The sequence below is a fragment of the Herbaspirillum sp. SJZ107 genome, assembly GCF_006715485.1.
Classification (GTDB): Bacteria; Pseudomonadota; Gammaproteobacteria; order Burkholderiales; family Burkholderiaceae_D; genus Telluria.
This window is the reverse complement of the sequence record NZ_VFNH01000002.1, coordinates 925,010-938,163: the sequence shown is the minus strand read 5'-3', so window position 1 is coordinate 938,163 and position 13,154 is coordinate 925,010. Positions and strand designations below refer to the sequence as shown.

Annotated in this window: 11 protein-coding genes; all 11 read right to left on the bottom strand. The window is 61.1% G+C overall.

The genetic code is table 11. The annotated features are described in order from the left end of the window. Nucleotides 1–43: 43 nt before the first annotated feature. A complete protein-coding gene (gene rfbC / locus FBX97_RS13815; RefSeq protein WP_141832500.1) occupies nt 44–595 on the bottom strand; it encodes a dTDP-4-dehydrorhamnose 3,5-epimerase in 552 nt (183 codons plus the stop codon). Nucleotides 596–607: 12 nt separating this feature from the next. Then, a complete protein-coding gene (gene rfbA / locus FBX97_RS13810; RefSeq protein WP_141834461.1) occupies nt 608–1,477 on the bottom strand; it encodes a glucose-1-phosphate thymidylyltransferase RfbA in 870 nt (289 codons plus the stop codon). Between the two features lie 10 nt (nt 1,478–1,487). Beyond that, the gene (rfbD, locus tag FBX97_RS13805) at nt 1,488–2,399 is read right to left on the bottom strand and encodes a dTDP-4-dehydrorhamnose reductase (RefSeq protein ID WP_370457239.1); all 912 of its coding nucleotides are present in this window, start codon (nt 2,397–2,399) and stop codon (nt 1,488–1,490) included. Further along, complete coding sequence (gene rfbB, locus FBX97_RS13800; protein WP_141832496.1) at nt 2,380–3,438, bottom strand: dTDP-glucose 4,6-dehydratase; 1,059 nt, start codon at nt 3,436–3,438, stop codon at nt 2,380–2,382. The genes rfbD and rfbB overlap by 20 nt, the downstream gene beginning before the upstream one ends. A gap of 16 nt (nt 3,439–3,454) precedes the next feature. Beyond that, entirely contained in the window at nt 3,455–4,411 is a 957-nt protein-coding gene (locus FBX97_RS13795) for a glycosyltransferase (protein WP_141832494.1), read from the bottom strand. Continuing rightward, entirely contained in the window at nt 4,395–5,582 is a 1,188-nt protein-coding gene (locus FBX97_RS13790) for an O-antigen ligase family protein (RefSeq protein ID WP_141832492.1), read from the bottom strand. The genes FBX97_RS13795 and FBX97_RS13790 overlap by 17 nt, the downstream gene beginning before the upstream one ends. 79 nt (nt 5,583–5,661) lie before the next feature. After that, complete coding sequence (locus FBX97_RS13785; RefSeq protein ID WP_141832490.1) at nt 5,662–6,648, bottom strand: glycosyltransferase family 2 protein; 987 nt, start codon at nt 6,646–6,648, stop codon at nt 5,662–5,664. A gap of 177 nt (nt 6,649–6,825) precedes the next feature. Beyond that, a complete protein-coding gene (gene wbaP / locus FBX97_RS13780) occupies nt 6,826–8,241 on the bottom strand; it encodes an undecaprenyl-phosphate galactose phosphotransferase WbaP (RefSeq protein ID WP_185748589.1) in 1,416 nt (471 codons plus the stop codon). A gap of 103 nt (nt 8,242–8,344) precedes the next feature. Beyond that, a complete protein-coding gene (locus tag FBX97_RS13775) occupies nt 8,345–9,559 on the bottom strand; it encodes a GumC family protein (protein WP_141832486.1) in 1,215 nt (404 codons plus the stop codon). Nucleotides 9,560–9,601: 42 nt separating this feature from the next. Beyond that, the gene (locus tag FBX97_RS13770) at nt 9,602–11,818 is read right to left on the bottom strand and encodes an SLBB domain-containing protein (RefSeq protein ID WP_255517457.1); all 2,217 of its coding nucleotides are present in this window, start codon (nt 11,816–11,818) and stop codon (nt 9,602–9,604) included. Between the two features lie 696 nt (nt 11,819–12,514). Further along, a complete protein-coding gene (locus tag FBX97_RS13765) occupies nt 12,515–13,150 on the bottom strand; it encodes a DapH/DapD/GlmU-related protein (RefSeq protein WP_185748588.1) in 636 nt (211 codons plus the stop codon). Nucleotides 13,151–13,154: the final 4 nt, after the last annotated feature.

Genomic DNA, 13,154 nt, shown 5'->3' with positions numbered 1-13,154 from the left:
TATGGCCGCGGCATGCGCGGCCCCCAACGATATGCCGGTCCGGTCAGTCGAACAGGTCGGCTTCGCCCAGCGGCTTGCCGGCTGCATCCTTGGCAGCCAGCTGCGGGGCGAAATCGAACGGCCACTCGATGCCGACGGCAGGATCGTTCCAGAGCAGGCTGCGCTCGTGTTCCGGGAACCAGTAATCGGTGGTCTTGTACAGGAACTCGGCCGACTCGCTGAGCACCACGAAGCCGTGGGCAAAGCCCGGCGGCACCCACAATTGCTTGTGGTTGTCCTCGCTCAGCACCTCGCCGACCCACTTGCCGAAGGTCGGCGAGGATTTGCGCAGGTCGACCGCGACGTCGAACACGGTGCCCTGCACGACCCTGACCAGTTTGCCCTGAGGATGCTGGATCTGGTAATGCAGGCCACGCAATACACCATGCGCAGACTTGCTGTGGTTGTCCTGAACGAATTCCACGTCGAGGCCCGTCACCTGCGCGAAATCGCGCGCGTTGAAGCTTTCGAAGAAAAAGCCGCGCGCGTCGCCGAACACTTTCGGCGTCAGCACCAGGACTTCGGGGATGGCGGTGGGGGTTACGGTGTACGGCATACTCGGCATACCTTATTTCAGCAGATTCAACAGGTATTGGCCATACCCGTTCTTGGACAGCGGCGACGCCAGCCTTTGCAGCGCTGCGGCATCGATCCAGCCCTGGCGATAGGCGATCTCTTCCGGGCAAGCGACCTGCAGGCCCTGGCGTTTTTGCAGGGTCGCGATGAAGCTGGCCGCTTCCAGCAGGCTGTCATGGGTGCCGGTGTCCAGCCAGGCATAGCCGCGGCCCATGATTTCGACGTCCAGCTTTCCGCTTTGCAGATAGCACTTGTTGACGTCGGTGATCTCGAGCTCGCCGCGGGCGGACGGCTTGATGTCGGCGGCGATCGAGCAGACGTCGCTGTCGTAGAAATACAGGCCTGTCACGGCATAGTTCGACTTGGGCGTCTTCGGCTTTTCCTCGATGCTCAGCGCACGCTGGTTGGCGTCGAATTCGACCACGCCGTAGCGTTCCGGATCGTGCACGTGATAGGCGAACACGGTGGCGCCGTCGGTGCGTTCGTTGGCGCTGTGCAGCTGCTTGACCAGGTCGTGGCCATAGAAAATGTTATCGCCCAGGACCAGTGCGCTCGGCGCATTGCCGACGAAGTCCTTGCCGATCACGAAAGCCTGCGCCAGACCGTCCGGGCTCGGCTGCACCGCGTACTGGATGTTCATGCCCCACTGGCTGCCGTCGCCGAGCAGGTCCGCGAAACGCGGCGTATCTTGCGGGGTACTGATCACCAGGACTTCGCGGATACCGCTCAGCATCAGCGTGCTGAGCGGGTAATAAATCATGGGCTTGTCGTACACCGGCATGAGCTGCTTGCTCACCGCCTGCGTCACGGGATACAGCCGGGTGCCGGAGCCGCCAGCGAGAATGATCCCTTTGCGTTGAATATTGGCCATTTTATGAAAGGATTTGTTGGAGGACGTGGCGGACGCCGTCCTGCCATTCGGGCAGGATCAGGCCAAACGTGCTACGGAAACGTGTGGTGTCGAGACGCGAATTGGCCGGACGTTTCGCCGGCGTCGGATAGTCCGTGGTGCTCAGCGGGAAGACCTTGTCCGGCGTGGTCTTGAGCTGACGGCCGGCGGCCAGCGCTTCGGCAATGACGAAGCGCGCATAGTCGCACCAGCTGGTTTCGCCACCGGCGACGACGTGATAGGTACCGTAAGGGAAGGCATCGCCGCCCTTGTCCTGGTATTGCCGCACCAGGTGCGCCGTCAGGTCGGCCAGCAGTGCCGCCGAGGTCGGCGCCCCGAACTGGTCGGCAACCACGTTCAGCTGCTCGCGTTCCGCCGCCAGGCGCAGCATCGTCTTCGCGAAGTTGCCGCCGTGCGCGCCGACCACCCAGCTCGTGCGCAGGATCAAGTGGCGCGGGTTCGCGCCGGCCAGGGCGCGTTCGCCCTCGTACTTGGTCCGGCCGTACACGCTTTGCGGATCGGGCGTGTCGGTTTCGGCATAGGCGCCTTCCTTGCTGCCGTTGAACACGTAATCGGTCGAAAAGTGCACCACCAGCGCGCCCAGGCGCGCCGCTTCTTCGCCGAACACGCGCGGCGCCTCGGCATTGACCGCAAACGCCGTGCCCTGGTCGGCCTCGGCCTTGTCGACGGCGGTGTAGGCCGCCGGATTGACGATCACATCCGGCCCGATCCGGCGCACCAGCGCCCTGATCGCTTCAGCATCCGCCAGATCGCAGTCGGCCTGGTCGATCGCGACCACCTGGCCGAGCGGCGCCAGCGCCCGTTGCAGTTCGAAGCCGACCTGCCCGTTCTTTCCGGTGACGAGAATCTTCAATTCACGCTCCATACTGGACATCCAGCCAGTCGCGATAGGCGCCGCTGGTCACGTTGCCGACCCATTTCTGGTTGTCGAGATACCACTGCACCGTCTTGCGGATGCCGGTCTCGAAGGTTTCCGCCGGCTTCCAGCCGAGTTCGCGCTCGAGCTTGGTCGCATCGATGGCGTAGCGGCGGTCGTGGCCGGGACGATCGGTGACGAAGGTGATCTGGGTCCGGTAGGACTGGCCGTCGGTACGCGGGCTCAGTTCGTCGAGAATGTCGCACAGGGTATGCACCACGTCGAGGTTGGCCTTTTCGTTCCAGCCGCCGACGTTGTAGACCTCGCCGAGCTGGCCTGCCTCGAGCACGCGGCGGATCGCCGAGCAGTGGTCCTTGACGTACAGCCAGTCGCGGATCTGCTGGCCGTCGCCGTAGATCGGCAAGGGCTTGCCGGCCAGCGCATTGTGGATGCACAGCGGGATCAGCTTTTCCGGGAAGTGGTAAGGACCGTAGTTGTTGGAACAGTTCGTGGTCAGCACCGGAATGCCGTAGGTGTGATGGTAGGCGCGCACCAGGTGATCGCTGGCTGCCTTGCTGGCCGAATATGGGCTGTTCGGCTCGTAGCGATTGGTTTCACGGAAGGCCGGATCTTCCTTGCTCAGCGAACCGTACACTTCATCGGTCGACACGTGCAGGAAACGGAACGCAGCCTTGTCCTGCTCGTCCAGGCCATTCCAGTAGGCGCGTACGGCTTCCAGCAGGTGGAAGGTGCCGACCACGTTGGTCTGGATGAAGTCTTCCGGGCCGTGGATGCTGCGGTCGACGTGGCTTTCAGCCGCAAAATTGACGACCGCGCGCGGCTTGTGTTCGGCCAGCAGGCGCCCGACCAGTGCTGCATCGCCGATGTCGCCTTTCACGAATACATGGTTCGGATTGCCCTGCAGGCTCGCCAGGTTTTCGAGATTGCCCGCATAGGTCAACTTGTCCAGATTGATGACCGGCTCGTCCGCTGCGGCGAGCCAATCCAATACAAAATTCCCACCGATAAAACCCGCACCGCCCGTAACTAAAATCATAAAAGCTCCTAAATTCTCAAATCCAACCCGCAAGTGCCGATATCGCAAGTACCGAACGGTCACTGAGGCGTCGACGTCCGCCGGTGATGACAAGCCTGGACATTCGCAGCCGTCGGAGAACCGAATCCGGAGCGCTCAGGACTTTCTCAAAGTACACGATCTTAACATCTGTCCGTTCGCGGAGGTATATTTCGACGGCTGCCGCAATCTGGCGCCGATACCAGCCGTTCCGGATCAATTCGAGACGTTTCACGATCGAGCCGAAACTGCCTTTCGAACCGATTTCATTGTTCGCGTGCTGGCGATAACGCAGCCACGGTTGCTGGTCGAAATGCCAGCGTTTTCCCCACGCCCGTGCCAGCAGATAAATCAGCCAATCGTGGTAGTGGAACTTTTCGCTCAATGCGTGATTGGCACTGCAGAATCGCTGCACGTCGCGGAACAGTCCCGCCGTCATCACGAACGTGCATCCCTGGCCGGCACCTTCGAACAGGAAGTCCATGTCGCGCACCGCTGCGCTCTGGGACAGGATTTCCTCCTTGCCGTCTTCCCAGAATGCCGTGGTGGCGCAGGAATAGCCGTCGGCGCCGCTGCGGCGCAGCGCTTCCACCGCCACCGACAGCTTCCTGGCATGCCAGACGTCATCCTGGTCGGCCAGCGCCACATAATCAAAGGAATCGACGGAAACGGTCCTGAAAAGGCGGCGGAAATTCGCGCCCGCCGATCCGCTGCCTTTGTCCCAGGTCGTCACGCTGATGGCCGGATGATTGCCGAACTCCTCCTGAATGCGGGCCGCGGTCGCGTCGTTCGAGCGGTCGTCGGCGATCGCGATCGCCACGTCGACATCGTCCTGGGCCAGGATTGTCCGGATCTGTTCGCAAATCCAGGTCGCGCCGTTATAGGCGGCGAGGAGTACCAAAATTCTAGGTTTTATAGTCATGACTTCGTAAATCAGATCATGCGGCGGCGGCATGCGGTAATCCGGCTGGCCTCGCGGCTGGTTTCGGCACGGTCAGCGCATAAGCGGCGCCCAGCAGGAACAGATTGCCGTATTCGTAGCCGTAGGTCTGGAAAAGAACGTTGAGATAATATCCGGCGACCAGCACCCAGCGATAACGGCTGGACGAACTGCTGAATATGCAGGTCAGGCAGAACGTGCTGAAGGCAATGAAGTGAACCAGGCCATAGGCGCCGATCTGGTTCATGAAAAACATGTGGAAATTGTCGATGCCGATGGACTGTTTCAGCACATCGTTCAGGCCATTCACGCCGAATCCCGAAAAATAGAAATCTGAAAAATGATCGAAGAAATAGCGCCACAGTAAAAGACGTTCGCTGGCGCCGTCGCCCTTGCTGTCGAAGTTAAAGAAGGCCATCACGAACGCATACAGGATGGCGGCGCCGGCCGCGACGATCATCAAGGCCTGTTTCCGACTGACGCTCAGGAGCTTGTAGCAGACGTACAGCACGACCACGGCAATCAGGGCCTGGCGCGAAAAGAACACCAGCACCGACAGGAAGAACACCGCGAAATCGATCAGGGTGACTTTCCGCCCCACTCCCGCACACACGTACAGGAACAGCGCGAATGTCGACGCAACGAACATCGCGGTGATGTTTTTCGTCAGGTAGACGCTGGCGAGCGGCTCGGCGAAACCATACAGCTCGGAACTGGCCAGCTGTTCGCCGGACGTCATCGATACGATGATGGAGCTGAAATTCATGCCTTTGGCGGCATACACGGCAACCGAGATGACCAGCCAGGCCAAGGCGATCCTGCGCAGCGCGGTCGCGGTTTCGATGCCGAAGAAAATCGAACGGCGCGATGCGATGATGCAGACCGTGATCACGTTGACGACCATTTTGATGACGAGGTCGTAGCTGGGACTGTCCGCCAGCGTTTCGACCGCGGCGGCCGACGCGACGCTGAACAGCCCGCTCACGCACAGCAATCCCCAGCCGAACGACACGCTGCACCGGGTCGTCAGGAAACGCCACAGCATCACGCTCATGAAACCCAGCTGGGGCAACAGGTAAAGCGTGTGCGACAGTATCTGGAAAGGATATAAAAATATGCTTGCCAGAAACAGGTTACGAATGACGGCCGCCTCGAGCTGACTGCCTTCTGAATGATAAGTGGTCATTTGCCTCTCTTGGCGCAACCAGACGGTGACCACCGTGCCGGCATGGGATGGAATGTCGCCCGGTCGCAGCTGTTCCGCGTCACTGCCGTTTCGCCCGGGCTGCCGAATCGAAATCGGCAATCAGCAGGAACCAGTACATGCCCAGGGTCCGCAGCAGGCCCTGCTTCTTCAGGCGCAGGCTGGCGGCGCGCCACAGCCGCGCCACCGGCGAGGCTTGCGGCATGGTGCCGAGGCTGCGCGCCAGGCTTTGCTGGTCGCTGCCGAGCCTGGCGGCATAGGCCGCGGAAAATGCATCGGCCTGCACGATGATCGGACGCAGCGCATCGGCCGCTTTCTGGCGCGAAAACGCCTTGGGCACGGTCTGGGCAATCCGCCGGATTCCCCAGCCTTTCGCACCCAGCGTATTCGACGCGTGCTGGCGGTAACGGATGAACGGACGGTCGAGGAATTCGACGCGGCCGAATGCGGCCGCCACCAGGGCCAGCCACCAGTCGTGCATCACCGCCTGCGGTGCAACCGGCAGCGCCAGCCGGATCAGGGCACGGTTCACGATCACCGTACAGCCGGTGACGGAGTTCTGGCATAGGCAACCCGCCAGGCTGGACAGGTTCTTGTCGAGGTTCTGGTACTCGAACAGCGACGCGGAAATCTGGCGCAGCTGCTCGTCCACGACGCGCAGGTCGCTGTGCAGCAGCAGCGGCTTGCCGGCGCCGTGCTGCAGTTCCAGCTCGTCCATCCTTGCCGTCAGCGACTGGATCTTGTCGGCATCCCAGACGTCATCCTGGTCGCACAGCAGGACATAATCCGCAGTGCTGCACTCCAGTAGATTCGAGAAGTTGGCGGCCGCGCCGCGCTGGCCCGGTTTTTTCGGCACCACCCTGATCTTGCCCGGATAACGGCTGACGTACTGCGCGATCACGTCGAGGGTGGTGTCGGTCGAGCCGTCGTCGCACACCAGGATTTCGGAAAAATAGTCCTGCTGGGCAAGAATCGAATCGAGCTGCGCAGGCAGGAAGCGCGCCCCGTTGTAGGTGGCAAGAACGATTTGTACAGATTTGGATTGCATATTGATCGGTGTAACGGTTACTCGGCTGGCAGGTCCGGCGCTGCCGGGTCGAACGGATGCCCGGCCCCCGCGCGGCAGATGGCAGCGGACGCGGCTGCCGGTTCGGTCCCGCCTCTGCCCGCAGGCAGGCCCGGCCCGGACGAACCTAGCGCAGGGCCGCAGGAGGCGACAGCCTTATCAATAGGCACCGTCGCGGCGGAAGATGACCTTGAAGGTCCTGAGCAGGATGACGATATCGTTGAACAGCGACCAGTTCTTCACATACCAGGTGTCGAGATAGACGCGGGTGTCATACGTGATGTCGTTGCGGCCGCTGATTTGCCACAGTCCGGTGATGCCCGGCTTGGCTTCGAAATAATAGTCGACCTGGTTGCCATATCGCTCGAGTTCCGCCGTGATGACCGGACGCGGCCCCACCAGGCTCATGTCGCCCTTGAGGACGTTCCACAATTGCGGCAATTCGTCCATGCTGGTCTTCCTCAGGAATTTTCCGATCGGCGTGATCCGCGGATCGTTCTTGAGCTTGAAATCGCGTTCCCATTCTTCGCGCGCGGCCGGATCGTTTGCCAGCACATCCTGCAGCAGTTGCTCGGCATTCGGCGCCATCGTCCTGAACTTGTAGCAGGCAAAGGTCTTGTTATGCTGTCCCTGGCGCTTGTGCCCGAAGAAGATCGGACCGCCGGATGCCGCGACGCGGACTGCGATCCACAGCAGCAAGGGCGCGCCCAGGATCAGGGCGCATGTGGAAACGACGATGTCGAACGCGCGCTTGATCAGGCGAGGCAGGCGGCGTGCCAGGTTGTTGCGGACCGTCAGGAGCAGCACTTCATGGCCGAAGAAGTGATCCACTTCCATGCCGTACAGCGGCAGCCCGCGCATCGACGGCACGACCTGGATGCGCCGCTGGCGGCGGCCGAGATCCTGGATCAGGTCCTGGTAATGATCGACGCCGCCTTGCTCGAGGGCGAGCACGACGTGCGGATTGCCCAGGCTGTCCAGTACGGAATCCACTTTTTTCGACAGGCGGATCGACGGCACCTGGCGGCCGAAACGGTCGACCAGGGCCAGGTCGAGGCGCGGGCGGTCCTGCGGCACCAGAAAGGCCAGCAGCACGTATCCCATCAGGCGTTCGTCTTCGAAGGCGCGCGCGGTTTCGATCGCGTTTTCGCCCCAGCCGACCACGACCATGGGACGCAGCCAGGCGCCCATCCGGATCAGCGCCAGCTTGGTGATGGCGCGCAGCGCCAGCAACAGCATCGGCGCAAAGGTCCAGGTCAATGCCAGCGCGGCACGGGAAAACTGCCATTTGCCGAAGAATACCAGGGCCGCGTCGAGGAAGATCAGGATGACGCTGATCCCCAGCACTTCACGCACTTCGTTCGAGTACGGGCGACGGCGCGTGTAATGTCCTTTGCCCCAGAATGCGGCGATGGTCAGCAGCGCCAGGATGAAGAAACACTGGAGCCTGACCGGATCCTGGACTTGCCACCACGTTACGGCGTTATCCTCGATCGGGACATGGCGTATCGAAAACGATGCCATGGCACCGAGAACGAAAGCGGCAGCAAGCGCCACGAGATCGACCAGGATCAACAGGAACTTTTCAACGCCAGGACGGCTGAGCCAGGATGAACTGACCGGTCTGTCTATCAGAAAAGAATCAATTGGCTTCATGATGAGCGAATCCTATTGTGGATCATCGATTGCGCCGAAGGCCCAGATGCGATTTCAGTGCGGCCCACTGGCTGGCCGTCTCCGGCGACTCCAGGGCGCGTCGCTTGACTTCCTGGCCGAATGCCCACACGAGCGAAAAGAACAGCGCAAACAGGGTAGACAGCAATACGATCAATGCGCGTTTCGGTTTGAATTTGCGCTCCGGCTCGGCAGCCCGGTCGAGCACCTGGATCAGGGACGGGTCCTTGGCTTCGTCCAGGCGTGCCAGCTCATACTGCTTTGCCAGCAGCTCATACAGCATCTGATAATACTTCACGTCCCGCAGCAGACTGATGTTTTTCAGGCCGGCCTGGCTGATCGGCGCCTTGCCCTCCCCGGCGCCCGCGTCGTTGCGGCCATTCTCGAGCTTCGACAGCTCGCCACGCAGGCTGCTCAATTGTTCCTGCACCTGGCGCAGGGTCGGATTATCGTTGGTCAGGAAAGGACGCAAGGAATTCAGCTCGATCTCCTTGGCGGAGATCTGCGCGCGCAAGCGGCCGACGGTCTCGACGATCGTGCGGCTCTCGACATCCACGCTGATGACGCCGTTGGCATCCATGCCCTTCTTCAGCGTCGTCTCGGCTGCCGCCAGGTTGTTTTTCGCGGTTTCGAGTTCTCTCTGGTAGAACAGGCGCTGCTGCGCCGCCTGGCCGATCGCCAGCGTGCTGTTCAGGCGTTCGAGTTCGCTGACATAGGAATTCGCGAGGGCCGCAACCCGTTTGCGGTCGCGGTCCTCGACGTCGATCGTGATGATGCCATCCTTGCCAGCGGTGACCGAGGTATTGTCTTCCAGCTTCAGCCGCGCGCGCTCCGACAGCTCGGTGTCATAGACCTTCTTCAGGTCATACTGTGCAATCAGGCGATCCGCGATCGTGCGGCTCTTGAGCATGCCGACATAGAGGTCGCCGGGATTCTTGATCCCGGCCACGCCTGCCGCAAGGCCGGCGGCGCCGCCAAGCTGGGACAGGATGGCGGCCGCACCGGATTGGGCTTGCTGCGGCGGCAGCATCTTGACCGTCGCCCGATAGACGTCCGGCAAGGCCAGGCTCACGGCCAGGGAGATCGCGGCGGCGCCCAGGGTCATCCCGGCGATGAACTTCTTCCGCTTCGCGAGGACGATCAAAAGTCCGATGACACTGGTCTCGTTGCGTCCCGGCTGCGCTGCGGTATTGCTGTATTGATCCTGAACTTCGCTCATGCTCTAGTAATTATCTTAATGTAGGTCGTGCATGTAATTGCGTTAGTCACGCAAGGTCTTGACTGCTGCCGCGCCCAATCCGAGGTTTGCCAGGATCTGGGTCCATTCGCGCGCACCTTGCATGAACTTGCTCCATGCCGTCGCCTTGTCCAGCTTTTCCGGGACCACGATGGTGTCGCCCGGCATCACTTCCAGCCCGCCGATTTTTCCGAAGAACCAGCCTTGCGAATCCGAGGACACGACCGTGCCGTCCACGCGCATCACGAAGGTGTTGTCGACGTCGGCATCGGTGGTGGTGCCGGCCAGCTTGAGGTAATCCTTGACGCGGCTGTTCGGGCGCCACAGCGGCGAGGCCTCGACGTTGACGGAGCCGAACACATGGACGAACGCCGGCTTGGACGGCACCACCAGGCGATCGCCGTTTTGCAGCGATACCTGGGGCAGGCGCGCAAAGGAACGCTCGTTGAGATCCAGGCCGAAGGCGATGCGGCCGGTCGGCTGCAGCTTGCGGAAGCGGGCAATACGCTCTTCCGCCAGACGGCGCTGGGCTTCGAACTGGGCCGTCGAAGCGGCGGCCTCGGTGGGCGACATCGCCGCCAGGTTCGCCATCTGGGCCGACTGCTCGCTGCGGATCTGGGTCTCGAGGCGATCGGCGGCGCGCTGCAGGTTGACTTCCTGCTCCTTGCGCACTTCTTCGCGGTAGAAGCCGGTACCGAACAGGTAGGCGTTCGCGGTCGGACCGCCGGCCTTGGCGATCAGGGTCTGCAGCGTATCGCCGGCACTCAGCTGGTACACGCCAGGCACTTTCACTTCGCCTTCGACACGCGCGAAAATCTGGCGCTTGTCCATCGGCACGGCCACATCGTCCTGCGAGAAGATCGTGACCGTGTCGCCCGGCTGCAGCTGGACGTTGTCCGGACCATTCGGGTTGGTGAATACATTGCCCAGGTTGAACGGAATGAGCTTCACGGTCAGGTCGTTGCGATTCACGCGCTCGATCACCGCGTAATCCCAGTTGACCTGCTCGATCAGGTTACCGATGCGCGATGCGATCGATTCCGACTTTTGCTTCGTATATTGTTCGGTCTTCTTTTCTTTCCTGTCGAGCGTGCTCTTCTCGTTCTCGTCGTCGGCCAGCACGCTGTTCTGGTGCTGGGTCGATGCACGGCTGATCAGGTATTCGCGGTTCGGAATCAGGTCGCTCACCCGCATGCCGTTCTTGAACGGCGCACGCACCGGCTGGTCGACATTGCCGCGCAAGATCACCGCGTTCGAGAAATCGGGGGTAATGGACGTCACGTTCAGCACGTCGCCATTCTTGAGGGTGCGCTTGAGGCCCTGGCCTTCCAGTGCAAACTGCTCGACGCTACGCGGGTGGTTCGCGGTCGGGGCAATGCGCTCGAGGAAGGCACGGCGCGGGTCCGCCACCACCGGCAGGCCGCCGGCGACGTCGAGCAGGGATTCGACCGTATCGCTGCCGGTCTTCAACTCGAAGATGGCGGGCGAATTGACCTTGCCGGTCAGGGCCACGAAACCGCCTGCCGGCGGAATGAAGATGGTATCGCCGTCCTGCAGCTTGACGTCGCCGGACTTGTCGCCCTTGGCGACGAAGGCATACAGGTCCAGTTCGGCAGCCACCCTGCCGCCGCGCTTGACCTGGACATGGCGCATGCTGCCGTTGGCATTCGGACCGCCGCTGGCGAACAGCGCAGTCACCAGGGTGGACAGGCTGGATACCGTGTACGTCCCCGGACGCTTGGCCTGGCCGACCACATACACAGTGATGGCGCGCAGCTTGCCGAAACTGACGTTGACCGTCACGCCCTTGTACAGCCGGCCGACCGCCGCCCGGATCACGTTCTGGGCTTCGCTGGCCTTGACGCCGGCGAGTGCCACCGTACCGATGGTCGGGATCGAAATCGTACCGTTGCGATCGACGGTGGCGCGGTAATCGATGTCGATGGTACCCCAGCCACGGATGGTCAGCTCATCCCCCGGTCCAAGCGCATAGTCGGAAGGCACCGGGGCATTCGACACCGGGGCAAACGTCGAAGGCGTGTTCGCAAAAAAGCTCGTCCCGAAGATCGGCAGCAGCTTGCCGGTATTATCCGCGACAAACTTCTGGAATTCGCTCGCCTCTTTCTTGGCATTCCATTGGCGATTCGATAAATCGCCGTTCTGCATCCTGCTGCCGTCGAAACGGCTGTCCCTGTCCAGGCGACGCTGTTGTGGATCCCGCTCGCCGTTCCGTTCCCGCATCTGCATCTGATACTCGGAAAGCTCCGAAGTCATCTCATCGCGCATTGGCGGCGTGTCCAGTTCATTGCCCCGGGAATTCGTGATACTCACCCTGCGCGGCATCGTGGACGACATCATCGAGGATTCGCCCATGTTCGAGGAACTTGGCGAATTCGTCGTGCGCGGGGAATCCTGATTGAAGAAGTCGGAATTGTTGTTGCTCGTGTTCTGGGCAGAAGCAGAGATAGAAGCAACGGCGAGGGCCACAGCCGCGAAAGTCTTGGTGAACTTGAACATTGACGTTTTAGGGGGAATGAGGCATGGACGCTTGAGGATCAACAGTCTATTTTACCCGAGAGCAATCGAGCATGGGAAACGTTTTGTTGTTTGTGTGACCATAAACCAGGGTTGAAAACGGAGGAATTCAGCACATTTGCTACACCGGGTATCGCGGCACTTTCATGTCTGGAAAACCATAAATTTAATATCTGTATCTCGCAATTCCGTTCATTAAATTTACAACATAGTGTAATTTGCGTTACAAATTGAAACCGTTCTCTTTATCGCCAAGTGAATATGCGCCTGCCTGCAACAAAAGAGTCACACGGGTAACTAATATTATGAATGGACAGCGTATTCGATCGGATAAACCGGCATAAACAAATTACCCGTAAAACGCCGGCCGGCAGGCCGGAACACGGCCTGCAGCTGCCGTGGTTATGCGCGTACGGGCTGGCCCGGCGCCTGGATCGTCTTGATGATCCTTGCCGGTACTCCGCCGACCACGGAATACGGCGGCACGTCCCTGGTCACCACTGCATTCGCGCCGACGACAGCGCCCTCACCGACGGTCACGCCCGGCAAGATGCATGCGCCTTCGCCGATCCAGGCATTGCGCCCGATGATCACCGGCCCCTTGGACCAGACCAGGCGCTCGTTCGGCGGGGTCGCAATGTCGGCATAGTCGCCGACGCCATGGGAGTGATCGGTGATGTACACGCGGCTGCCGATCAGCACGTCATCGTGGATTTCGATGCGGTTGACGGCACCGATGTGGCAATCGTTTTCGAGAGAGACGTTATTCCCGAATACGATGGTCGGCTGATAACGGACACCGCCATGGAAACCGAACGCTTCGATCCGGTTGCGGTCCTGTGCGCGGAAATTGCCAAGGCAGGTGACGTACTCGAGCCCTTCCAGCACGCAGTCGCGGCCGATATAGACTTGGCCGCCGACGGCACGCATCTGCATCTTGATGAATTGGCTGCACAGCCGGCGCCAGCGGATGCGCACTGCGCGCTGTATGCGGTGATGAATCCTGGCCATGCCACCCAATAATTTGCGACTGCTCATCCTG